General features: G+C 65.1%; 16 protein-coding genes, 3 pseudogenes and 1 other annotated feature (1 of these 20 cut by a window edge). Of the genes and pseudogenes, 8 read left to right on the top strand and 11 right to left on the bottom strand.

Annotated features, from left to right (window positions below; all coding sequences use genetic code 11):
• Positions 1-58 precede the first annotated feature (58 nt).
• The gene (locus BQ7477_RS04640) at positions 59-2,161 is read left to right on the top strand and encodes a hypothetical protein (protein ID WP_073982976.1); all 2,103 of its coding nucleotides are present in this window, start codon (positions 59-61) and stop codon (positions 2,159-2,161) included.
• Positions 2,162-2,248: 87 nt separating this feature from the next.
• On the opposite strand, the gene BQ7477_RS04635 is transcribed toward BQ7477_RS04640, so the two are convergent.
• The 8 genes from BQ7477_RS04635 to BQ7477_RS04595 form a co-directional block, all read right to left on the bottom strand.
• Positions 2,249-2,800 (bottom strand): NAD(P)H-dependent oxidoreductase, encoded by a 552-nt coding sequence (locus BQ7477_RS04635; RefSeq protein ID WP_073982975.1) that lies wholly within the window; start codon positions 2,798-2,800, stop codon positions 2,249-2,251.
• A 372-nt stretch (positions 2,801-3,172) separates the two neighbouring features.
• Positions 3,173-4,000: an SIR2 family NAD-dependent protein deacylase gene (locus BQ7477_RS04625; RefSeq protein WP_073982973.1), complete on the bottom strand. Its 828-nt coding sequence runs from the start codon at positions 3,998-4,000 to the stop codon at positions 3,173-3,175.
• Positions 4,001-4,025: 25 nt separating this feature from the next.
• Positions 4,026-4,838, bottom strand: coding sequence for a macro domain-containing protein (locus tag BQ7477_RS04620; RefSeq protein ID WP_073982972.1), 813 nt, complete (start codon positions 4,836-4,838; stop codon positions 4,026-4,028).
• A gap of 383 nt (positions 4,839-5,221) precedes the next feature.
• Positions 5,222-6,631, bottom strand: coding sequence for a class II fumarate hydratase (gene fumC / locus BQ7477_RS04615; RefSeq protein ID WP_073982971.1), 1,410 nt, complete (start codon positions 6,629-6,631; stop codon positions 5,222-5,224).
• Positions 6,632-6,852: 221 nt separating this feature from the next.
• Positions 6,853-7,386: a dihydrofolate reductase gene (locus BQ7477_RS04610; protein ID WP_073982970.1), complete on the bottom strand. Its 534-nt coding sequence runs from the start codon at positions 7,384-7,386 to the stop codon at positions 6,853-6,855.
• The gene (locus BQ7477_RS04605) at positions 7,383-8,186 is read right to left on the bottom strand and encodes a thymidylate synthase (RefSeq protein ID WP_073982969.1); all 804 of its coding nucleotides are present in this window, start codon (positions 8,184-8,186) and stop codon (positions 7,383-7,385) included. The genes BQ7477_RS04610 and BQ7477_RS04605 overlap by 4 nt, the downstream gene beginning before the upstream one ends.
• Position 8,187: 1 nt before the next feature.
• On the bottom strand, positions 8,188-8,613 hold the full coding sequence (locus BQ7477_RS04600) for an OsmC family protein (RefSeq protein WP_073982968.1): 426 nt from the start codon (positions 8,611-8,613) through the stop codon (positions 8,188-8,190).
• Positions 8,614-8,697: 84 nt separating this feature from the next.
• Complete coding sequence (locus tag BQ7477_RS04595; protein ID WP_129582501.1) at positions 8,698-9,180, bottom strand: DUF2505 domain-containing protein; 483 nt, start codon at positions 9,178-9,180, stop codon at positions 8,698-8,700.
• 97 nt (positions 9,181-9,277) lie between these two features.
• Here BQ7477_RS04595 and BQ7477_RS04590 point away from each other — a divergent pair, with 97 nt between their 5' ends.
• Together BQ7477_RS04590 and BQ7477_RS04585 are read left to right on the top strand one after the other, a co-directional pair.
• Positions 9,278-10,774, top strand: a complete 1,497-nt coding sequence (locus BQ7477_RS04590; RefSeq protein WP_073982966.1) for a sensor histidine kinase — start codon at positions 9,278-9,280, stop codon at positions 10,772-10,774.
• An 878-nt stretch (positions 10,775-11,652) separates the two neighbouring features.
• Positions 11,653-11,991: pseudogene (locus tag BQ7477_RS04585) on the top strand (NAD-dependent DNA ligase LigA); the annotation flags it as partial.
• Between the two features lie 124 nt (positions 11,992-12,115).
• Here the strand turns inward: BQ7477_RS04585 and BQ7477_RS04580 are convergent.
• Positions 12,116-12,367 carry a WhiB family transcriptional regulator gene (locus tag BQ7477_RS04580; protein WP_073982964.1) on the bottom strand — a complete coding sequence of 84 codons (252 nt, stop codon included), beginning with the start codon at positions 12,365-12,367 and terminating at the stop codon, positions 12,116-12,118.
• Between the two features lie 149 nt (positions 12,368-12,516).
• A complete protein-coding gene (locus tag BQ7477_RS04575; protein WP_234968683.1) occupies positions 12,517-14,808 on the bottom strand; it encodes an FtsK/SpoIIIE domain-containing protein in 2,292 nt (763 codons plus the stop codon).
• Between the two features lie 137 nt (positions 14,809-14,945).
• Between BQ7477_RS04575 and ligA the strand changes: the two are divergent.
• Positions 14,946-16,172 (top strand): annotated as a pseudogene (gene ligA, locus BQ7477_RS04570) (NAD-dependent DNA ligase LigA); the annotation flags it as partial.
• 64 nt (positions 16,173-16,236) lie between these two features.
• Here the strand turns inward: ligA and BQ7477_RS04565 are convergent.
• A complete protein-coding gene (locus BQ7477_RS04565; RefSeq protein WP_073982963.1) occupies positions 16,237-17,502 on the bottom strand; it encodes a phospholipase D-like domain-containing protein in 1,266 nt (421 codons plus the stop codon).
• A gap of 18 nt (positions 17,503-17,520) precedes the next feature.
• Between BQ7477_RS04565 and gatC the strand changes: the two genes are divergently transcribed.
• The 4 genes and pseudogenes from gatC (at position 17,521) to BQ7477_RS04545 (ending at position 22,302) form a co-directional block, all read left to right on the top strand.
• On the top strand, positions 17,521-17,817 hold the full coding sequence (gatC, locus tag BQ7477_RS04560) for an Asp-tRNA(Asn)/Glu-tRNA(Gln) amidotransferase subunit GatC (RefSeq protein WP_073982962.1): 297 nt from the start codon (positions 17,521-17,523) through the stop codon (positions 17,815-17,817).
• Positions 17,817-19,322, top strand: coding sequence for an Asp-tRNA(Asn)/Glu-tRNA(Gln) amidotransferase subunit GatA (gene gatA / locus BQ7477_RS04555; protein WP_073982961.1), 1,506 nt, complete (start codon positions 17,817-17,819; stop codon positions 19,320-19,322). Before gatC ends, gatA begins: the two co-directional genes overlap by 1 nt.
• Positions 19,322-20,662, top strand: a pseudogene (gene gatB, locus BQ7477_RS04550) (Asp-tRNA(Asn)/Glu-tRNA(Gln) amidotransferase subunit GatB); the annotation flags it as partial. The gene gatA and the pseudogene gatB, both read left to right, overlap by 1 nt.
• A gap of 212 nt (positions 20,663-20,874) precedes the next feature.
• Positions 20,875-22,302 carry an NAD-dependent malic enzyme gene (locus BQ7477_RS04545; RefSeq protein ID WP_073982960.1) on the top strand — a complete coding sequence of 476 codons (1,428 nt, stop codon included), beginning with the start codon at positions 20,875-20,877 and terminating at the stop codon, positions 22,300-22,302.
• A 427-nt stretch (positions 22,303-22,729) separates the two neighbouring features.
• Positions 22,730-23,186 (top strand) — a sequence feature (16S ribosomal RNA rRNA prediction is too short) (it continues 49 nt past the right edge of the window).

Genomic DNA, 23,186 nt, shown 5'->3' with positions numbered 1-23,186 from the left:
GTAGTTGTATGCTGTCGCACATAATCCGTCCGTCAGCGTCGAACGAGGGTTGAGTGTTATGGCTCGAGGCTACAGGGCAATCGTCGAACTGAACAGTCGGGAAGGAGCGCTGCAAACCGCAGACCGCCTCTTCCACGAGTGGGTGAACAAGAAGTACCCGCCCGGGGGCTCGCGCGCGGGCGTGGAATGCGACGCTGAGGGGTTCTACCGTTTCGGAGAGCTCACCTCCAAATGGGACGAGACAGCAGACGTCGTCGCGACCAAGCTGTCAGAAGCGTCAGAGGATAGACACTACGAGCGCCAACTCCTGGAGATGGTCGAGCGCAGAAAAGGCGGCGACCAGTGGACCACGCGCGTCTACGCGTTGCACGCGACCAAGGAATCGCGCTATCGGGACGTTCTCTGGGTGGAGGTTACCCCTCCGCGCGAGGGCGTATGGGACGCGAAGCCACCCGCGCTGGTCCGCGACCTCATCACCGAGGGCCACTGCCACGACCGCGGCATGCCGCTGTCGGACTCCCCCCAATCCGTCGCCGACGAGGAACAGGTGGAGCAGTTGATCGGCTGGATTCGTGATGAGCGTCGGCGCGCATCCGTCGTCGTGGCCGCCCCGCTCACGGACGGGAGCGACTTAGGCTCCCTCGAGGCGGAATGCCGTTGGAAAGACATCCTGCGTTCCCTGACGAAGAACTCCCTGGGCTGCGCGTCCTACTTTCTGCTCACGCCCGAGGCCTACCGCCAGTTCCATGCCAGGATCGGACAGGGGTGCGCCATGCCCAAGGGAAGCCTGCGAACCTATCTTCCCGGCTTTCGAGCAGACGAACCAACCGACAGGCTCCGCCACAGGGTGCTGACCGCGGGCACGCTGCTCCGTGGTTATGACGAGAAAAACAAGCAGTTCCGTCCTGAACTGTCGGCGATCATCGCGCGAACGCCCTGCGAGTACCTATGGGAAAACGGCCTCGACAAGGAGCTTCGTCGGGCCCAGGCGCCCTTGGATAAGAAGCGCCTGTCGGTGCCGACGTTCCACCCGCTGCGCGAGAGCGAGCGGACGGTGGAACTGCTCGACGAGAAGGTGCGCCAGCGGGTCGCCGAGTCTTTCTCCGCAGCCGCCAGCGACTCGGGGGGACCGGTCGAGGACGCGCGCCTGCCTGCCCGCGAGGAGCAAGAGGAAGCCCCTCTTCGGACCAGCGCCCGCGAGGTGGACGTCAGGCCTGCGACGTCCGAACCTGCCCCGCAGCGCGGCCAGTCTCAGCACTTGGCATGGTACGAGCCGCTGCGCCGCCTGATTCGCCGCTTCCTGCCCGCGTTCAACCCGCGCTCGCACACCGAGCTGGAAAGCGGTGTCGCTGCGCTGGAGAGCGGCCTGGACGCCATGAACGACGCGCACGCACAGCTTGCGCACAAGCGAGACGCGCTCGCGGATGAGCTACGTGTCGCGGAGGAACTGCTGGAGGAAGCTTCTCATCAGAGCCGGGAGATCGAGGAGCTCAAGGAAGAGAAGAAAGCGATTGCAGAACAGCTGCTTGCGAGCCAGCAAGAGAGGGAGAGGCTGAGTAAGAGAAACCGGTCCCTCGAATGGAAGCTGAGGCAAGAAGAATCGATTGGTCGTGCGACTGAACCTGATGATTCGTGGCTGGCTGACGCGCCGAAGAGCATGTCGGAGTTGTTTGATCGCATGACGCAGCAGGGCTATGAGACGGTTACGCGCTACGTTGAGCTGAGCGCACCGGATTCGATGGTGGACGATATTCTCGCGATCGACGACCTGGCTGAAAACCACTATGCGTCCGAGTTCTGGAACTACATTCTCGTGCTGCGCGACTACATGCGTGCACGGGAGACGGGCGACTTTACAAATGGAGATCTTGACCTCTACCTTGCGTGTCCGCCGGAAGGGTATTTTAGGTGTGGTCCCGGCCATCACAAGCGCAACGAAGGGCGAACTGTGAAGACGGATCGAAAGATGCGGCTCGAGCGTATGCTACCGGTTCCCACTGAGGTCGATTCGCGCGGTTATATTGAAATGTGGACGCATTTTGCCCCAGCCTTCTGCAACCAAAAGGCTCCCCGCATGTACTACTACGCCGACACGAAGAAGACGAACAAGGTGTACATCGGTTACATCGGGTATCACCCAACGAACACGAAGACCAACTGAGTTCTCTCGACACGGCCCAGGCCTCGTGAAGGGATTGACGAGGCCGTGGCCGGGTTACGCGTCCCGATTGGCAACCGGGCATGCGCCTCAGAGGGCGGAGACGAACTCCGCGAGGCGCCTGGCGTGCTCGCGCGAACGCTCCACCATGTCGGCGCGTGCCGCCTCATCCGTGCGATTCGCGTAGGAGACCCCGAACAACGGCAGGCTCCCCGCGAACTCCATGCCCGTCAGCGCGCACGTCGCCATCGCGGGAGCCAGGAAGCGGTCGAAACCGCCCGGCTGTGCGGAGTAGTAGGACTCGCCGGCGCCTGTCGTCACCGACACCACCAGCTTCTTACCGCGCAGCGCCGTCCCCGTCGACCCGTGGCTGAAACCGCGCACGAACACGTCCTCCATCCACTTCTGCAGCAGCGCAGGCCAGCCGTACCACCACAGCGGATACTGCAACACGATGACGTCCGCCGCGGCAAGCTTGTTCTGCTCCGCCTCAACGTCAAACACGTAATCGGGATACAGCTCGTCGAGATGATCGATCTCGGCGCCCGGAAGCAGGGAGGTCAGCTCCTCCAGAATCGTCTTATTCGCCACCGAATCATCGCCGGTACGCGGGTGGCCCGACACAACCAGAACCTTGGACATCGCATTTCCTTTCGTCGATGGGAGGAGTCTACGCCTGCCAAACCAACGCAAACAGGGCGCGGAAACGCATTTCGCGCGTAGTGAATCCCCACCCCGGAAGGCCCACCAGCGCGGTACTACAGTGAAGGCATGCCTGACACCGACTCCCAGCGCATCACCGTCAGCCGTGTTCTCCTCGTCATCGCGACGGGCGTGGGCGCCGGATTCCTCTCCGGACTCTTCGGGGTGGGNCGGGCGCCTCGTGGCCACGCTCGTCTCCCCGAGCGTCGGCGCGATCCTCTTCAACATCTTCCTGCTGACCATCATCGCCTCGACGATCCTGAAGATGCGTCGGAAAGCGCGCGCCCAGAGGTAGGGACGAGGACCGGCTCGTTATTCGCGCGCGCTCGCCAGGGCCTCGGCGATGTCGCCGCGAATGGCGAGGGAGCGATCCGTGATCTCTGCGGGAGCCGCCGCATCCAGCGCAACGCGTGTGTACGTCGCCTCCGGATTGTCGAACACGCGCCGCCAGAACGGAAACTTGATGATGCTCGGCGTATTCATGCCGACGCCCAACTCGAGGTGAAGCACGCGGCCGCTCGACGTGCGCTCCAAGAAGTCCTGATAACGACCGGCAGCCGCCATCCATCCATCATCCTGAACGAAACGGTTGTCAACGCGCAGGTTCGTCGTCATCTCCTCCCCACACCTCGGGCAGCGGGGGACCAGCTCCGACGGGATACGCATGCCCTCCTGACTGGCCACCGCTTCACGCACCCACGACTCGTTGTCGTACGTCGCGTCGTGGCAGGGCGCTGAACACTGCAGGAGCCCGTAATCGCCCTGCGTGTAGAACAAGCGCTCCTTGTCGAAGCCGGAATTTTGGAAACGGTGATCGACGTTCGTGGTGATCACGAAGTAGTCGCGACCGCGCACGAGGTCTAGCAGGTCCGCGTACACCTGCCCTGGGCCGGCCTCGTAGCGCAGCAGGGAAATCATGCGGCTCCAAAACGCCCAGCGTTCCTCCGACGTGGGGAAGGGATAGAAGCCGCCCGAGTAGGCGTCCGTGATGCCGCGCTCGGCGCGAAAATCCGCGAAACGTTCATCGAAAACCGGGCCAGAGTGATTGTCGCCGTCGGCGGCGGACAGGCCGGCACCCGCACCGATGAGGATCGCGTCAGCGCTGTCGATAGCCTCGCGCAGGGTGGTGGGTCGGCTCATGGTGTCTCCTCAATCGTTGATGGGATCAGAGTCCGAGAAGGGCGCGGTACAGGGCCTCGTCGTGGTCGCCGAAGACGTCGACAATGACGCGCAGCTCGGACGCGCCCGGGGTGCCAGAGTCAAGAAAGTCGGCGACGGTCGCCACCGCGATACGGGCCGCCTCCTCCTGCGGGAAGCCGAAGACCCCCGTGGAAATGCAGCAGAACGCCACCGTGTTGAGCCCATGTGCTGCCGCCTCCTCCAGGCATCGCCGGTACGAGCGGGTCAGGGCCTCCCGGTGCTCGTCAGTGAGCTCTCCGCTCACGATGGGGCCGACCGTGTGGATGACGAAGCGCGAGGGCAGGTGGAAACCGGGGGTGAGGACGGCTTCTCCCGTCGGGAATCCCGAGGAGCCGTCGCCGCGTGCGCGCTCAGCCATGACCTCGGCGCATGCCTGCCGCAGTTCGAGCCCAGCTGCGCTGTGGATCGCGTTGTCGATACAGGTGTGCCCCGGCGCCCGGCATCCGAGCAGCGCTGAGTTTGCCGCGTTGACGATCGCGTCGACCTCCAGGCGCGTAATGTCACCGCGCCACAGCGCCATTCTCGGATGAACCGGCGAGGCCGTGGCATTCTCCCAGGTCGCGGTTCCTGTCCGTACACGCTCGGCGTCGAGGACAATCGCCTCGGCCTCCGGGTAGCCATCAGGCAGGGGAGCGGGGCCGCGGATGTTCATGAGGGCGCGCAGATAGGCGCGCTCCTGCGACGTGTCCGAGGGGGGAATCTCGTATCCCATATCTGTAGCCAGGATGTGCAGGGCTGTATGGACGGCCTCGTTGTAGGTGGTGAGTGTGTGCGTCATGGTCCCCTCCGATTGTTTACATGACACGTAACTGCGTGATCTGGAGGTTTATTTCATCTTGGTCCCTCTTGCCCCCGCGCATCCCCTCTGCCCTTCCCAAGATTCTCGCACGTAATTTCATTGGGTCAGTTTTAGAGTGCTACCTTTTTCCTTGAACTGCCAACGATGGACATTCAAAACTTGAAGGATAAGTTGGGGAATTACGTGCGACATTGTTGGGGAACCGTGTAGGTGGCGTCGGTCGGTGGCGTAGGTCGGTGACGGTGGCGCCGGCGGGGAGTGGACGGGGCTCGAATGTGCAAGCGGCCCCGGCCTCGTGCAGATGAAACCGGCCCCGGCCTCATGCGAGACCGGGGCCGAAACGTCAGCGCGCCTGAAGCGGATCACTCGTCGGCGGCGCTGGGGTGCGTCATGTCGGCGGGAACCACCCACGCGTCGAACTCCTCAGCGGTCAGGAAGCCCAGCTCGAGGGCAGACTCGCGCAGCGACAGGCCCTTGTGATGCGCGTTCTTCGCGATCTTGGAGGCCTTGTCGTAGCCGATGTGGCGATTCAGGGCCGTCACCTGCATGAGGTTGATGTTCAGGTTGTGCTTGATCTTCTCGTAGTTCGGCTCGATGCCGTACGCGCAGTGCGTATCGAAGGACACGCAGACGTCGCCCAGCAGGCGGATGGACTCCAGGACGTTCCACGCCATGACGGGCTTGAAGACGTTGAGCTGGAAGTTGCCCTGCGAGCCGGCGAAGCCGACCGTCGCGTCGTTGCCGAAGACCTGGGTGGCGACCATGGTCATGGCCTCGCACTGGGTCGGGTTGACCTTGCCCGGCATGATGGACGAACCCGGCTCGTTCTCGGGGATGATCAGCTCGCCGATGCCGTTACGCGGACCCGACGCGTACCAGCGCACGTCGTTCGCGATCTTCATGAGGGCGTCAGCCAGGACGCGCAGCGCGCCCGAAACCAGCACCAGCGCGTCGTGCGCGCCCAGGGCGGCGAACAGGTTGCTGGCCTGCTTGAACTCGATGCCCGTCTCCTCGGAGATCTTCTTCGCGGTGAGCTCGCCGAACTTCGGGTGAGCGTTCAGGCCGGTGCCCACGGCGGTGCCACCGATGGCCAGCTCGCGCGCACGCGTGTCCGCGTACTCGATGCCGTCGAGGGCGAAGTCGATCTGAGCAACCCAGCCGGAGATGACCTGGCCCAGGCGGATCGGGGTCGCGTCCTGCAGGTGAGTGCGGCCCACCATGATGACGTCGTCGAACTCCTTGGCCTTCTTGTCCAGGGTGTCGCGCAGCTGGCGCACGCGCGGGTACATGTCGTGCAGCTCGGAGACGACCGCGATGTGCATGGCGGTGGGGAAGGTGTCGTTCGAGGACTGGCCGCGGTTCACGTGGTCGTTGGGGTGCACGGGGGACTTGGTACCCATCGTTCCGCCCGCGAGTTCGATCGCGCGGTTGGAAATGACCTCGTTAGCGTTCATGTTCGACTGCGTGCCTGAGCCGGTCTGGAAGACGACCAGAGGGAAGTTGTCGTCGAGCTTGCCGGAGATGACTTCGTCGCCGGCCTGCGCGATGTAGCCGGCGATGTCGGCGGGCAGCTCGCCCAGCTCGGCGTTGGCCAGGGCCGCGGACTTCTTCAGGATGCCAAGGGCACGCACCATCGGGCGGCCCCACACGAAGGTGTTGCGTCCAATGTCGAAGTTGTGCAGCGAACGCTCGGTCTGAGCGCCCCAATAGCGGTTCGCGGGGACCTCAACGGCTCCCATCGAGTCGGTTTCGGTGCGGGTTTCTTGTGCCACAGGTGGCTCCTTCGCGTAGGGCTTACGTACCTCCCTAGGATAGCGCCGAGCGCGCTGTGAGGCGTGGGGCACTCGTCCTAGTCTCGCGCACGGGACGAGATGTCCAGCTTGCGTAGGAGCAACCACGCGCACGAACACGACAGTGTAACGAGGGACAGTGCGAGGAGGAAGGGTGANGATGCGCGGGGCCTTGCCGGACAGACGCCACAGCGGGGGAGCGCTCAGCGCTGCACCCAGGTGCTCACCCTCCAGCGGGCGTCGCCCGAGCGCTCACGCCACTCGCTATCGGAGCGCGACTCGTCCCGGCGCCACAGCGACGGATCCAACGGCGGCGCGTACACGAACGACGAACCTTCCGGCGCGCTCGCGGCCACGTCCAACTCCAGGTCGGTCACCACGGCCTCGTCCAGGAGCGGGAGAGTCTGCGCATAGAGCTGAGCCCCGCCCGTGATCCAGATGTAGGGGGCACCCGTGGAGGCGGTCTCCTCTCGCGCGACCTCAAGCGCCTCCTCAACGGAGGAGACGACAGTCGCTCCCGGCGCCTCGTAGCCGCCCGAGCGGGTGATCACGATGTTCGTGCGGCCCGGCAACGCCTTGCCAAGGGCCTCCCACGAGCGCCGACCCATGATGATCGGGCAGCCCATCGTGGAGTCCTTGAAGTGGCGGAAATCCGCCGGGACGTGCCACGACATGGCCGTGCCCGACCCGAGAATCCCGTTGCTATCCTGCGCCCAGATCGCCGCGACCTTCGTCATACGGCGACCGGAGCCTTGATCGTGGGGTGATGCTGGTAGTCGACGACGGAAATATCGTCGAATGAGTACTCGAACATCGACGGAGCCTTCGTCAGCTCCAGGCGCGGGAACGGGTACGGCTCACGGCTCAGCTGCTCGGTCACCTGCTCCGTGTGGTTGGAGTAGATGTGACAGTCCCCGCCGCTCCAAATGAAATCGCCGACTTCAAGGCCCGCCTGCTGGGCGAACATGTGGGTGAGCAGCGAGTAGGACGCGATGTTGAAAGGAACCCCCAGGAACATGTCCGCGCTGCGCTGGTACAGCTGCAGCGACAGGCGGCCGTCGGCCACGTACAGCTGGAAGAACGCGTGGCAGGGCTCGAGCGCCATCTCGGGCAGGTCACCGACGTTCCACGCGGAGACCACCATGCGACGCGAATCTGGGTTCGTCTTCAGCGTCTCGAGGACCTGGGAAATCTGGTCGATGCGGCGCCCGTCCCCGGCGTTCCACGAACGCCACTGGACGCCGTACACCGGGCCCAGCTCGCCGTCCTGGTCCGCCCACTCATTCCAGATGCGGATCCCGTGCTCCTGGAGCCAGGACACGTTCGAGGAACCGGAGAGGAACCACAGCAGTTCGCCCACCACCGACTTGAGGTGCACGCGCTTCGTCGTGATCAGCGGGAAGCCCCGGGACAGGTCGTAGCGCAGCTGCGCCCCGAAGATCGAGCGCGTGCCCGTGCCGGTTCGATCCCCCTTCGGGGTGCCCTCGGCCATGATGCGCGCGAGCAGATCCTCGTACTGACGGTCGATCCCGGCCACGTCAGTCGATCCGCTCGTTCGTCCACGCGTGCGAGGCCGGCAGCGCCTGATCAACGACCGAGTGCGCGATCGTGCAATTGCGATCAATGGCGGCGTTGGCGCGGCGCTCAAGGTCCGCGATCTCCTCGTCGGACAGGGCCGACATGTCCTGGACCAGCTCGACGTCCACGTGCGTGAAACGGTCGTGTTCCTGGTCGTAGTCAGCGGACACGCCGACGAACTGCTCGAAATCGTCGCCCAGGCGGGCCGCCATGCGCGCGTCCGAGCTCATCGCCTTACAGCCCGCGATCGCGAGCTTGAGCAGGTCACCGGGGGAGAAACGGCCCGGGCCGTGCCCGACCAGAATCTCGGCGCCATCCTGGTTGCGGGCGACGTACTCGCGCACGCCCGTACGCTGCATAAACAGGGACTTCGGGGTATCACTCATGGGACCATTGTCGCGCCAAAAGACCCCGCCCGCCCAGCATTCGTGCCGCGCGGGCGGAGGTTCCTCGCAGAGCGTAGAGAGCCCTCAGCGGTGCTCCTCCAGCCACGAGGCGGCAAGCTCGCGTTCGCGCTCGATCACACGCCCGGCGCGTGCCACCGCCTCCTTCTCGATGCGCCCGCCCAGCAGCGGGATACGCACCGACACATCGCCCGTCACGTCGCGCTCGGCCCCCTGACCCGAGGGGGACAGGACGGAGACGGCCCGGAACGAAACCGGCGCGCCCTCCACGGTCACCGTCGAGCGAGACCGCGCCACTGCCTCCTCCCTGCTCCACTCCTCCACGAAGGTCACGCGCAGGTCGCCCTTGACAAAGCGCGACGCGGCCGGGGGGATGAGCTCGGGGCGAACCGTGCCCGAGAACGTGATGCGCTCGCCCTCCACGACCGTCGACGAGGAGCCTTCCACCACGAAGGAACCGAAACGACGCTCCTGGTAGCCCGAGCTCAGGAACATGGCGACGACCTCGTCGACCGTGCCCGGGTAGGTAACAGACTGGCTAAATTCCAAGGTTTTCCCTCTCTCGATGTCGTCGCCCAAGCGTGGCCCGGCGCTCATTTACAAAGGCGGGTCAGCTTTGTGTCCCCGCTCCCACTAGAGTAGAGCCATGCGTAGCCTCATGCAGTTAGCGGAAGAAGCATCATCGACCCCGCTGTCTGAACAAGACACCGATTGGCTGCACCTGCTCCGAGCCGACTGGCAGGTGCTCGCCGACCTCGCGGCCGCCGACTTGGTCCTGTGGTTGCCCACAGACGACGGCAGGTTCATCGCCGCCGCCCACTGCCGCCCCGCAACCTCCTCCACCGTCCACGTCGACGACATCATCGGTCTGCACCTGCCCGCCGCCCGCGAAGTCGACCTGCACCGCGCCATCCAGACAGGGAAGGTCGTGCGCTCAACCGCCGCACGCTGGGCGGGCACCTACTCAATGATGGAAACCTGCGTGCCCGTGTGCCACGACGGCCGCATTATTGCCGTCGTCACCCGCGAGGAAAACCTGTCCAGCCCGCGCCTATCCCTCGGATTCGAAGGGTGGACCACAGCCGCCGCAGACACGCTCTGTCAGATGATCGCCAATGGCGACTACCCCTACGACTCTACCCCGCAGGTCACATCCCACGGCGTGCCCCGCGTCCTCGACGGCGCACTTCTTATCGACGCCGACGGTCGTGTCCAGCAGGTCACCCCCAACGCCGTGTCCTGTCTGCGTCGCCTCGGCATCCGCTACGACGTCAAAGGCAAAGTCCTGGCCCAAGAAATCACCGACGTCATCGGCGAGGGAACTTTCATCGAAGAATCAATGGCCGTCGTCGTGATGGGCCGTGCCTCGTGGCGCGTCGAAATTGCCGCGCGCGCGTCGACCATTTCCCTGCGCGCGCTTCCCCTGGTCAACGGGCGCAAGCGGCTCGGTGCCGTCATCCTCCTGCGCGATGTCTCCGAGGTCCATCGCCACGAGCAGGAACTCATGACGAAGGATGCAACGATCCGCGAGATTCACCACCGCGTCAAGAACAACCTTCAGACCGTCTCCGCTTTGTTGCGTCTACAGTCTCGACGCTCGTGCGAAGACGCCGTCAAGGTCGCCCTCGCTGAGGCAGAACGCCGCGTTCAAGCCATTGCGACTGTGCACGCCGCCCTGTCCCAAAACGTTGATGAATCCGTCGACTTCGACGAGGTTGCCCGCACGATTGTGCGCATGGCGGGGGCAATCGCCTCCACCGATCATGGTGTCGAGGTGGTTACGACCGGCCAGTTCGGGACAATTTCCGCCGACCAGGCGCAGGCGCTGGCAACGGTCCTCAACGAGCTGGTAGCGAACTCCGTCGAGCACGGCTTGGCTGACCGCGATGGCCGTATCGAAGTGAGTGCTCGGCGCGAAGGCCTGTCGATGACGGTGACCGTTGCGGACGATGGCCTCGGCTTCGCGCCGGGCACACCCATGACTGGCCTGGGCACGCAGATCGTCCAACAGATGGTGCGCGGCGAACTGAGGGGGTCCATCGAGTGGACTCCTCGCGANTCCCGCGCACCACAAGGCGCACTCGGCTCCGTGGCTGCCCGCGATGCCGAGCGAGGCGGCGTCGTCAGGTCGCGAGGACGATGAGGGAGCGACCAGTGCCACTCGTCGCCGAAGCCACGTTGCTCGTCCGGGCCACACGGCCACACTGCGCTCGCGCGGGGGAACGCTTGCGGTGGGTAGTGAGGCGAGCACGAGAGCCAAAGCCGCCCCGTCCCATCCACGCTTACGCCTGTGTACACGCCTGAGCACTGCGAGGACGCAAACGCACGCGAGGACCCCAATGACACCCCCGAGAGTCCAGAGCACTCGAGGCGATACGGGCACCGAGCGGAGCCGCCACACCATCAGTGAGGCCATGACGAGGAACGAGACGAGGGGAGCACCGCGAAGGAAAGCGGCTCCCGGTGACGTGGCTCTGCCTCGTCGATCAACGCCAGGCCATGCCAGGGTCCACGGGCGCGAGCGGACCTCGAAGGTGTCCGCTCCGACACGAAGTCTCCTGCCGGGGGCGAGCTGATTCTTTCGGTGCAGACGCCGCCACAGGCCCAGGCGGGTACACACCTGGATCGGCGAGGCTCCGGTGGCGGTACGCAGGTGTGCTCTGCCAGCCCGGGTGGAAAACGTGGCGTGCTCGCGCGCGATGCTCGAGCACGCCAAAGGCACCTGCCCGGCGCGTCCCACTGTTCCGGGCGCGATGACGAGTCCGACGTCGGGTCCCTCCACGCACGCCAGGTGGAGGTCGGTGCGTAGGGCCGTGCGTGCCAGGCAGGCGGAATCGTTCATATCTCCACGATCTCGCTGCATTCACGCCTCTTCAAGCGCGAGCGCGCCCACTGTGGATAGGGCCGAGTGTGACGAGACCCCTGTGGATAACCGGTTTGCGCTCCCAACGGATGTGGATAACGCCACCTGGGGAGGTGGTTGCGCCCGAGCGGCGCCCGAGGGAGCCACACAATGCAAGAATGGACCTCATGGCTGACTCCACGTTCGAGATGACCCGCGACCGTTACAACGACCTCGTTGAGCGCATCAACGAGGCCCGAGCGGCCTACTACGACCGTGATTCGCCGACCCTCGCGGACGCAGACTATGACCGCATGTACCGCGAGGTCGAAGAGATTGAGGAGCGTTACCCGCAGCTGCGCGGCGCGGATTCGCCCACGATGAGCGTGGGCGGCAGCGTCGACACCGGCTTTACCGAGGTGCGCCACCTCGCCCAGATGATGTCGCTCGACGACGTGTTCTCCCTCGAGGAGCTCGCCGGGTGGGAGAATCGCATGGCCGAGGCCACCGGCATTGCCGANTGACACTGATGATCAACCTCGATCCCGCCTGAGCGGCGAGCGGGTGCGCTGCACCTCATGACGTGCCCGGGCCGGGGATCCGTGTCGGATCCCCGGCCTCGGTCGTGTGTCGTTGAGGCGTTTAGCAGCCGGCGCGGCGCGCTCGTGCGGCGCGGCGTTTGAGGGAGCGGCGTTCTTCCTCGCTCATGCCGCCCCAGACGCCTGAGTCCTGGTTATTGTCGATGGCCCACTGCAGGCAGATACCTTTCACGATGCATTCGCGGCACACGGCTTTGGCTTGGGCGACCTGACTGATGGCAGGCCCCGTGTTCCCGATCGGGAAGAAGAGTTCGGGGTCGACTGTCAAGCATGCTGCCTTGCTGCGCCAATCCATATGTGTTCTCCTTGGGTAACCGTGCGCTATGGGATTTCGATTCTTCGACTGTCAGTGTCCGATGGTCATGTTTGTCGCGCAAGGTGGAGGAGAGAGTGATGCGGAGATGTCACTATGTGCCTGGTCACGGTGAGCGAAAAAAATGGGACTTAGGTTGTAACTGACCCTATGGTCAGTTGAATAGTTGTTAGGGTACCACCCTCGCAGACAAGCCCGCATGAGGGACTCCAGCGGCGTGCCACAATCGACAATGGGTATGTGTGACTCGAGCGTATGAGCGCCCGAATGACATTGTCGGACGGATTCAATGCAAGCACGCGAAGCCCGTCCCAGCGTGTAATACGAGTCCATGCGGCCTCGGGTATGACATCGACGATCGTGGGGGGATTCCACCCGAGAGCATCGTGCAGATTGGTCAGGACCTGCACACCAGAGTCCGAGCCAATGACGATCCAAGGTTTGTCACAGAGCCATTGTGAGGGAGCGTATTCAGGCCCTATCAGAGCAGGCATGGATGAATTACTGACCAATGATGCAAGTTCTTTGGCAGAGGGAATGCGCCACGCGCGCGCCCCAGACAGCGAACGCGCGCTTTGACGGGGCTGCAGGGGCGTCATCTCCATCGGGATGCATGCGAGAACGGTCGGCTCACCCGGGCGCACGAGGAGAGCCTGTCCGGACGCAAGGGAACGAAGGTCGCTCGGGGACAGGCCCGCGTGTAGGGCCTCGTTCGCCTCCCTGGCGCGCACAAGCCGCATGGAGAACGCTCCCATCGCTGAGGTTGAGGAGGTAAATCGTCCGGCGTACGCGGCGACGATGACGATTCCGGCGCGCCTGGCCCTACCCAGAAGCGAGGCCCACAGCTCTTCGGCCTGGGGAATCGACAGTCCTTCGGCCAGATTGGATCGTAGGGCCGAGACGTCGGTGATAGCAAGGACCGCAGGACCGTTTTCGCACACGCCTTGAAGCAGATCGATTGCCCCGACGTCAGATGCGGACAAGAGGGAGGATGCTCCGACAGCATCCTCCTCTGCGATGACGTGGAGGGGAACGTCGATCGCCCCGGCGATCCTTGTGGCAATTGCCAGGACCCACCGGGCAGCGAGGGACCCCTCGTGTGCGCTGGTCTGAATCTGGATACTGCCGCCATCCCACACAAGAGCCGAGTGAGACTCGATCCCTTCGACGAGGCCGAGCGCCAGGGCACACGGACCGTTCATCCCGCAGTCGTGCGATGAGGCGGCGGCGTGGTGGGTAAGAGCGGTGTCTACGCTCACCCCCGCAAAGGCCTCGTCAATGTCCTCCCATGAGAGAGTGTCAGGAAGGGCGGGCGCCCACAGAGGGGCCGAGCAGGCCCTCGGCCACCGCTTGCCGCATCCATCCACGACCCTGGCGACGTCAGCCATATACGTGAGCTGCAGTGTGCCTACACCCGCCAGCACCGCGCGCCCGGGCACACGCGGCAGAGCAGAGGCGCGGCAGTCCCCCAGGATGTCCGTGGAGTCGGCGGCGCTCACACACCGCAAGGCCAAGCGAATGTCCATGTTGGCGCGCATACTCGCGTTGATTGCCCCCGAGGGACGCTGCGTCGCGGCAATCAGGTGGAGGCCGAGGCTGCGTCCCTGGGCCGCCAAGCGCAGCAGAACGTCCATTGACGAAGGATGCGTGTCAGCCAGGACCCGGAATTCGTCGATTGCGACGATGAGACGCGGAGGAGGCGCAGCGACGGTGTCGGGGGCGGTATCGTGGGCTCTTTCCCACGACGCGAGGTCGGGTAGCCCCATGTCGGCGAGAGTTGCCTCACGGCTCCGCAGGACCGATGCGATCCCGTCCAGTGCTCGTGCCGTGGCCCCCGCGTCAAGGTCAGTGAGCAGCGCCTGCGTGTGGGGCAGATCTGCCAGCCGCGCGAACGTGGAGCCGCCCTTGTAGTCGATGAGGATGAAACGCACGCGCTCAGGCGAATAGCAGTGGGCGATCGAGGCGAGCCAGCCCAGCAGCGCCTCCGATTTACCTGATCCCGTACACCCGGCGACGAGGGCGTGCGGTCCGTCCGAGACGAGGTCCAGGGCGACGGGTCCGGACTGCGCGTGTCCGATAACGACGCTGAGACTGCCAACGGTGCCGACAGATGCGTGAGGATCCCAATCGACGCGCTTCGGCAGGCAGTCTTGATTCGTTGTGCGCGTCACCGTCCACCACCACCGTGGTGAGACGGGCAGTTCATCGCTCACGCACACGCGCGCGCACCAGGAGGGTAGGTCGGCGATGTGGCTGGCGTAGCCGATGTGCAGCACGGCGATGGACTTCTCATTGGAGTTGCCGCGCGCGCATGAGGGGCAAGTTTCTCGGTCGGTGACGTGTATGTCCACGGCCTGCGCACCGAGCAGAACAGGAGATCGGTGATTCCACCAGACGCGTGCCCCGCCCATTTGTGCGGCCACTTGTCCCGCGCACCACAAGGCGCACTCGGCTCCGTGGCTGCCCGCGATGCCGAGCGAGGCGGCGTCGTCAGGTCGCGAGGACGATGAGGGAGCGACCAGTGCCNGAGCGGCGCCCGAGGGAGCCACACAATGCAAGAATGGACCTCATGGCTGACTCCACGTTCGAGATGACCCGCGACCGTTACAACGACCTCGTTGAGCGCATCAACGAGGCCCGAGCGGCCTACTACGACCGTGATTCGCCGACCCTCGCGGACGCAGACTATGACCGCATGTACCGCGAGGTCGAAGAGATTGAGGAGCGTTACCCGCAGCTGCGCGGCGCGGATTCGCCCACGATGAGCGTGGGCGGCAGCGTCGACACCGGCTTTACCGAGGTGCGCCACCTCGCCCAGATGATGTCGCTCGACGACGTGTTCTCCCTCGAGGAGCTCGCCGGGTGGGAGAATCGCATGGCCGAGGCCACCGGCATTGCCGACCTGGAGATGACGACCGAGGTGAAGGTAGACGGCCTGTCCATCAACCTTCTCTACGACAGCGGCCGCCTCGTGCGCGCCGCCACCCGAGGCGACGGCTACGTCGGCGAGGAAGTCACCGCCAACGCCCGCACGATCGCGTCGATCCCGCAGGCCCTCACCGGCACCGTCCCCGCGCACATCGAGGTGCGCGGCGAGGTCTACTTCCCGGTCGCCGACTTCGCCGCCTTCAACGAGGCCCGGGTCGAGGCCGGCGAAAAAACTTTCGTCAACGCGCGCAACGCCGCCGCGGGTTCCCTGCGCCAAAAAGACCCGGCCGAGACCGCCAAGCGTCCCCTCGCGATGGTCGCCCACGGCATCGGCTTCGTCGAGGCCGGGGATGAGTTCACGGAGCCGACCACCCAGATGGGCTGGTACGAGCAGCTGCGCGAGTGGGGCCTGCCCGTCTCGCCCTACACGCGTCTGCTCTCCGGCCGCAAGGCCATCGAGGAGCGGATCGGCGAGATCGGCGCGGACCGCCACGGCCTCGTCCACGAGATCGACGGCGTCGTCGTCAAGATCAACGACCTGGCCCTCCAGCGCTCCCTCGGCTCGACCTCGCGCACGCCCCGGTGGGCCGCCGCCTACAAGTTCCCGCCCGAGGAAGTCCACACGCGCCTGCTCGACATCCGCGTCCAGGTGGGCCGCACCGGCCGCGTCACCCCCTACGGCGTCATGGACACCGTGCTGGTCGCCGGATCGAATGTCTCGCGCGCGACCCTGCACAACGCCCAGGAGGTCGCCCGAAAGGGAGTCCTCATCGGCGACCTCATCGTCCTGCGCAAGGCCGGTGACGTGATCCCCGAGATCGTCGCCCCCGTCGAGGACGCACGCAACGGCTCCGAGCGCNTGGCGGCCGTCGGCCTGTGACGAGGCCGGGGCTGAGCGCGCTGGGAGGGGGCGGAAAGACCGGTTAGACGAAAGGCTCGAAGGGGCCCAGCAGCACCTCGCCGAAACGGGTCAGCATCGAGCGCTTCTCCCACTCGTCGATGGTCAGGCGGCGGGCCGTCGTCAGGTCGTTCGCGAAAATCTCCTCCATGCACGCCGCGAGGGGACGCGAGAAGAACTGCAGGCACACCTCGTAGTTGCCGCGCATCGACAGGCGGTCGATATTCGCCGTGCCAATCGTCGACCAGCGGCCATCCACCGTCATCGTCTTCGAGTGGACCATCGCGTGCTGGTACAGCCAGATCTCCACGCCCTCGCGCAGCAGCTCCCCGTAGTAGGGGCGCGCAACCCAGTCCGCCAGGATGTGATTGGAATACTCGGGTATCAGCACCTGGACGCGCACGCCGCGCCGAGCGGCGGCGATCAGAGACGCCAACACCTCGTGATCGGGAATGAAATACGCCGTCGTGATGAGCACACGGTTTGTCGCCCGCTCAATCGCGTCAATGTACATGCCGCGGATCGGGTAGAGCAGCGAATGGGGAAGGTTGAACTGTGCGGTCACGTCCGCGCTCCACGCGCGCGCACCCTGATCAGGCAGCTCCGGGCAGGTTTTGGGGCGGAAGTGATTCCAGAAGTCCACGAAGCCGTTCTCTAGCTCCCACACGGCCCCGCCCGTGATGCGCACGTGGGTGTCGCGCCACTCGTTCGCGAACGGGTCGCCGATGTTGTAGCCGCCGACAAAGCCGACCTCGCCGTCGACCACGAGGATCTTGCGGTGATCCTGGCCCGTGCGGCGAATGTTCAGGGTGAACAGGCCCGAGCGCAGCGTCGGGAACTTGCGCACGTGCAGGTTCGGTATCGCGGGGAACTTGTAGAAGCGCGGATCCTGGTTGAGGACACCGAAGCCGTCCCACACGCAGAAGACCTCGACGCCGCGCCGCGCTGCGTCGATCAGCGCGTCCTTGAAGCGTTTCCCCCAGTAGTCCGAGCGCCAGATGAAGGTCTCGAAATAAATGTGATGAGTCGCCCCTTCGATGGCCTCCAGCATGTCCTCGTACAGGGAGTGCCCCTCCGTGTACGTGCGCGCCATCGTGTTGCCGACCTGCGTGTCGGCGGGGGGCAGCGTCGGGAAACCATGCACGCCACCGGGGATCCGGGCGGTGCGCATACGGTCGATCGCGTGAACCGTCACGACCGCGGCCGCCTGCGCGGCGAGGACAGCAATTCCGGCTTTCTTGACGATCTTCCACGTCTGCCTGGTGAGTTGGCGTCGCTGTGAAAAAGGCATACGGGTAGGATGCCACACATGTCACGCATTAGTACTGACGAGGTCGCCCGCGTCGCGGGCCTGGCCCATGTTGCATTGACCGACGAGGAGATCACGCGCTTCGCGGGTGAACTCGACGCGATCGCCGACGCCGTCTCCAAGGTGTCCGAGGTCGCCACCCCCGAAGTTCCCGCCACCTCCCACCCGATCCCGCTCACCAACGTGTGGCGCGAGGACGTGGTGGGGCAGACCGTGGACCGAGACGAGGTGCTCGCTCAGGCGCCCGCCGCCCAGGACGGCATGTTTCTGGTTCCGCAGATCCTAGGGGAGGACTGATGAAGGAGCTGTTGAAGAAGAGTGCGCTGGAGTTGGCGGACATGCTGGCTGCGGGCCAGATCACCTCCGTCGAGTTGACCCAGGCGTGCCTCGACCGTATCGACGCAATCGACGATCGCGTCAACGCCTTCATCACCGTCGACCGTGAGGGTGCCCTGGCGACCGCCGCCGACGTGGATGCGCGCCGCGCCGCGGGGGAGACGCTGCACCGTCTGGCGGGCGTGCCGATCGCCTTGAAGGACAACATCGTGACGCGCGGCCTGCGCACCACCTGCGCCTCGAAGATCCTGGGCGACTGGGAGCCTCCTTACGACGCGACCGTCACTACCAAGATCAAGGAAGCCGGGCTGCCGATTGTCGGCAAGACCAACATGGACGAGTTCGCCATGGGGTCGTCCACCGAGCACTCCGCCTTCGGTGCGACCAAGAACCCCTGGGACACCGAGCGCATTCCCGGCGGCTCCGGCGGTGGCTCCGCCGCTGCCGTCGCCGCCTACATGGTGCCCCTCGCGCTCGGTTCCGACACGGGCGGCTCGATCCGCCAGCCCGCCTTCGTGACCGGCACCGTCGGCGCGAAGCCCACCTACGGCGCGGTGTCGCGTTACGGCCTGGTGGCCATGGCCTCGTCCCTGGACCAGATCGGTCCCGTCACCCGCACGGTCGCCGACGCGGCCGCCTTAACCGAGCTGGTCGGCGGCTTCGATCCCCACGATTCGACCTCCCTGAATGAGCCGGTTCCTGCCCTGCGCGAGGCCGTTGAAAACGTGGCCGCGCAGGGTTCCATGAAGGGCCTGAAGGTCGGCGTCGTTAAGGAGCTGAGCGGCGAGGGCTACCAACAGGACGTTATCGAGGCCTTCAACGCCACCGTCGAGAAGCTGCGCGAGGCGGGTGCGCAGATCGTCGAGGTCTCCTGCCCGCACCTGGAGTACTCGCTCGGCGCCTACTACCTGATCATGCCTGCCGAGGTCTCCTCGAACCTGGCGCGCTTCGACGGCATGCGCTACGGCATCCGCGTCGAACCCGCCGAGGGTCCCGTGACCGCCGAGCGCGTCATGGCAGCCACCCGCGAGGCCGGCTTCGGCGACGAGGTCAAGCGCCGCATCATCCTGGGTACGCACGTCCTGTCGGCCGGCTACTACGACGCCTACTACGGCAGCGCCCAGAAGGTCCGCACGCTCATCCAGCGTGACTTCGACGCGGTCTTCGAACAGGTCGACGTCCTCGTGTCGCCCACGGCACCCGAGACGGCCTTCAAGTTCGGCGAGAAGACCTCCGACCCGCTGGCCATGTACCTCTACGACGTCGCGACGATCCCCGCGAACCTGGCGGGCATCCCCGGCATGAACGTCCCGAATGGCGTGTCCTCGCAGGGCCTGCCGATCGGCTTCCAGGTCCTGGCCCCCGCGCGCGGCGACCTGGTCATGTACAAGGTGGCCTCCCTCGTGGAAGCCCTCAGCGACGACGTGGCGGGTCAGTGCCCCGCAGCTAACTGGGAGGAAAAGTGATGACTGAGCTCATGGATTACGACGAGGCGGCCCGCCGCTTTGACCCGGTTCTCGGCATTGAGGTGCACGTCGAGCTGGGCACCGCAACCAAGATGTTCGACGCCGCCCCTAACGCCTTTGGCGGCGACCCGAACACGTACGTGACCCCCGTGTCGCTGGGCTTGCCCGGCTCCCTGCCGGTCGTCAACCACAAGGCCGTCGAGTACGCCATCAAGATCGGTCTGGCCCTGAACTGCGAGATCGCGCAGTACTGCCGTTTCGCGCGCAAGAACTACTTCTACCCGGACCTGACGAAGGCCTTCCAGACTTCCCAGTCCGACGAGCCGATCGCTCACGATGGCTACGTGGACGTCGAGCTCGAGGACGGCACTATGTTCCGCGTGGAGATTGAGCGCGCGCACATGGAGGAGGACGCGGGCAAGAACACGCACATCGGTGGCGCCGACGGGCGCATCCAGGGCGCGGACCACTCGCTCGTGGACTACAACCGTGCGGGCGTGCCGCTCGTGGAGATCGTGACCCGCCCGATCGAGGGAGCCGGCGAGCGTGCGCCCGAGGTGGCCGCCGCCTACGTGCAGGCCCTGCGCGACATTTTCCGTGCCCTCGACGTGTCCGAGGCCCGCATGGAGCGCGGCAACGTGCGCGCCGACATCAACGTGTCGCTGCGCCCGACGCCCGACTCGCCGCTCGGGACGCGTACCGAGACGAAGAACGTGAACTCCTTCCGCGGCATCGCCTCCGCCGTGCGCTACGAGATGCAGCGTCAGGCCCAGATCCTGGCCGACGGTGGCACGATCCTGCAGGAGACCCGCCACTACCACGAGGAGGACGGCTCGACGTCGTCCGGCCGCGAGAAGTCGGATTCCGAGGACTACCGCTACTTCCCCGAACCCGACCTGGTGCCGATCCGCCCGGATCGGGCGTGGGTCGAGGAGCTGCGCGCCTCGCTGCCCGAGCTGCCCGTCGCCAAGCGCCGCCGCCTGCGCTCCGAGTGGGGGTATGCAGACAAGGAGATGCGCGACGTCATCAACGCGGGGGCCCTCGAGCTCATCGAGGCCACGGTCGCCGCGGGCTGCGATCCCGCCTCCGCCCGCAAGTGGTGGATGGGCGAGATCTCGCGCCGCGCCAAGGAACGCGAAGTCTCCCTCGACGAGGCCGGGGTCAGCCCCGCTCAGGTTGCGCAGCTCCAGGGCCTCATCGACTCTGGCCGCATCAACGACAAGCTGGCGCGCCAGGCCCTCGAGGGTGTCCTCGCGGGCGAAGGCGACCCGACGCAGGTCGTCGAAGCCCGAGGTCTCGAGGTCGTCTCCGACGACGGCGCCCTCACGGCCGCCGTCCAGGANCGCGGCCCCGATAGTCCGCCCCGGCCTCGTCCCTCACCGCGCGTTCGCGCTCCCTGCGCGGCCCCGATAGTCCGCCCCGGCCTCGTCCCTCACCGCGCGCACCTGTCCACGTTGTGGCCTTCCCCTACCGAAGCACCACCAACTGTCCCTAGGATGAACGGCAGAGGACAGCCAGGACGCCTGGCCGCGCGCCCAACGAAAGGACAGACATGCGCACTTCGCCGTCGTACACCGCCTCCTACCGCATCGAGGTGGACGAGAAGACCACCTCGATCGCGTCCATCGTCGACGTGGTCTCCGCAACCGGAGCGGAGATCAAGGGCTTGGACGTGGCCGACTCCGATCGCGGGCGCATCATCATCGACCTGACGTGCGACATGCGCGATTCCGAGCACCGCCGCGAGGTCCGTGACGTCATCAACGCGCTGCCTGGCGTGGCCTCCGACTCGGTTGCCGACCAGACCTTCATGAGCCACATCGGCGGCAAGGTGGAAATCCACTCCAAGGTGCCCCTGCGTAACCGTGATGACCTCTCGCGCGCATACACTCCCGGCGTCGCCCGCGTGTGCACCGCAATCCACGACATGCCCCAGAAAGCCCACCTGCTGACCATGAAGGCCAACACGGTCGCCGTCGTCTCCGATGGCACCGCCGTCCTGGGCCTGGGCGACATCGGCCCCGAGGCCGCCCTGCCCGTCATGGAAGGCAAGGCCGTCCTGTTCAAGGAATTCGGCGGCGTCGACGCCTGGCCCGTCGTCCTGGACACCAAGGACACCGAGGAGATCATCTCGATCGTCAAGGCCATCGCCCCCGCGTACGGCGGCATCAACCTCGAAGACATCTCCGCGCCCCGCTGCTTCGAAATCGAAGAACGCCTACGCTCCGAGCTCGACATCCCGGTCTTCCACGACGACCAGCACGGCACCGCCATCGTGGTCCTCTCCGCGCTCATCAACGCGCTCAAGATCGTGAACAAGAAGATCGAAGACGTGCGCATCGTCGTCTCCGGCGTCGGCGCGGCCGGCAACGCGATCATCCGCCTACTGCTCGCCCAAGGAGCACGCGACATCATCGGCTGCGGTCGCAATGGCGCGCTCTCTGGCGATGCCACCGAGGGCATGCACCCCTCCCGCAAGGCCCTCGCCGAGGCGACCAACCCCCGCCACGTCCACGGCTCCCTCAAGGAGGTCCTGAAGGGTGCCGACGTCTTCATCGGCGTCTCCTCCGGCAACATCCTCGAGCCCGCCGACATTGAGACCATGGCCGACGACGCGATCGTCTTCGCCCTGGCGAACCCCACGCCCGAGGTCGACCCGATCGGCGCGGGCAAATACGCCGCCGTCGTCGCCACCGGACGAAGCGACTACCCGAACCAAATCAACAACGTTTTGGCCTTCCCGGGACTCTTCCGCGGCCTTCTCGACGCCAAGGTCAAGGAGATCACCACCGAGGTTCTGCGCGTCGCCGCTGTGGCCATCGCGTCCGTCATCTCCGAGGACGAGCTAAGCCCGTCCTACATCATCCCCGGCGCCTTCGATAAGCGGGTTGCCCCCGCCGTCTCCAAGGCCGTGCGTCGCGCCGTGCGCGACCTCCCGACCGTCGACATCCCCGTTCAGCCCGACATGGATGTGAACTGAGAGTCATTTCGGATCGTTTGCGGGTCCAATCGCGCTGGTGAGGCGCGGTTGGACCCGCACTTTTTGTCACGAGGCCGGGGCAAGCAAACTGAATTGATAGGGACTTTTCGTTGTGTTTGGTGGGTTTGTGGGGTGTGTGGTGGGGGTCATAGTGTTTTGGGTTGACTTGTGGGTGGGGGGTGTGTAGATTATTCACCTGTCGCCGCGAGCTTGTTTGTGGGTTTGTGGTGGTGGTTCACTGCTTGGGTGGCTGGGTTTTTGGCTTGGTTGTTTGGGTGTGTGGGTGTTGTTTGTGAACTCGATAGTGTGTTTGTTTGTTTTGTTTATGCCTGTTTTTTGTTTTTGAGTGTTTTTGGTTGGGATTGCTGGCTGGCTGTTTTTGGTTGGTTGGTTTTTCTGGGCTTTAACGTTTTTGTTTTTGTTCGGAGAGTTTGATCCTGGCTCAGGACGAACGCTGGCGGCGTGCTTAACACATGCAAGTCGAACGCTGAAGCCTGGCTTTTGTTGGGTGGATGAGTGGCGAACGGGTGAGTAACACGTGAGTAACCTGCCCTCTTCTTTGGGATAACGCCCGGAAACGGGTGCTAATACTGGATATTCACTTGCCTTCGCATGGGGGTGGGTGGAAAGGGTTTTTTTCTGGTGGGGGATGGGCTCGCGGCCTATCAGCTTGTTGGTGGGGTGATGGCTTACCAAGGCTTTGACGGGTAGCCGGCCTGAGAGGGTGACCGGTCACATTGGGACTGAGATACGGCCCAGACTCCTACGGGAGGCAGCAGTGGGGAATATTGCACAATGGGCGCAAGCCTGATGCAGCGACGCCGCGTGAGGGATGGAGGCCTTCGGGTTGTGAACCTCTTTCGCTCATGGTCAAGCCGCAACTC

Source organism: Actinomyces bouchesdurhonensis (genome assembly GCF_900128465.1).
GTDB classification, from domain to species: domain Bacteria; phylum Actinomycetota; class Actinomycetes; order Actinomycetales; family Actinomycetaceae; genus Pauljensenia; species Pauljensenia bouchesdurhonensis.
This window is presented reverse-complemented; position numbering and strand designations above follow the sequence as displayed.

Bases quoted from the DNA above. Each gene is read 5' to 3' on its own strand.
- gatC (WP_073982962.1), top strand. From the start codon at position 17,521: ATGTCACGCATTAGTACTGACGAGGTCGCCCGCGTCGCGGGCCTGGCC.
- BQ7477_RS04625 (WP_073982973.1), bottom strand. From the start codon at position 4,000: ATGAGCCGACCCACCACCCTGCGCGAGGCTATCGACAGCGCTGACGCG.
- BQ7477_RS04635 (WP_073982975.1), bottom strand. From the start codon at position 2,800: ATGTCCAAGGTTCTGGTTGTGTCGGGCCACCCGCGTACCGGCGATGAT.
- BQ7477_RS04620 (WP_073982972.1), bottom strand. From the start codon at position 4,838: ATGACGCACACACTCACCACCTACAACGAGGCCGTCCATACAGCCCTG.
- BQ7477_RS04545 (WP_073982960.1), top strand. From the start codon at position 20,875: ATGCGCACTTCGCCGTCGTACACCGCCTCCTACCGCATCGAGGTGGAC.
- BQ7477_RS04610 (WP_073982970.1), bottom strand. From the start codon at position 7,386: ATGACGAAGGTCGCGGCGATCTGGGCGCAGGATAGCAACGGGATTCTC.
- BQ7477_RS04565 (WP_073982963.1), bottom strand. From the start codon at position 17,502: ATGCCTTTTTCACAGCGACGCCAACTCACCAGGCAGACGTGGAAGATC.
- BQ7477_RS04640 (WP_073982976.1), top strand. From the start codon at position 59: ATGGCTCGAGGCTACAGGGCAATCGTCGAACTGAACAGTCGGGAAGGA.
- gatA (WP_073982961.1), top strand. From the start codon at position 17,817: ATGAAGGAGCTGTTGAAGAAGAGTGCGCTGGAGTTGGCGGACATGCTG.
- BQ7477_RS04600 (WP_073982968.1), bottom strand. From the start codon at position 8,613: ATGAGTGATACCCCGAAGTCCCTGTTTATGCAGCGTACGGGCGTGCGC.
- BQ7477_RS04580 (WP_073982964.1), bottom strand. From the start codon at position 12,367: ATGGATTGGCGCAGCAAGGCAGCATGCTTGACAGTCGACCCCGAACTC.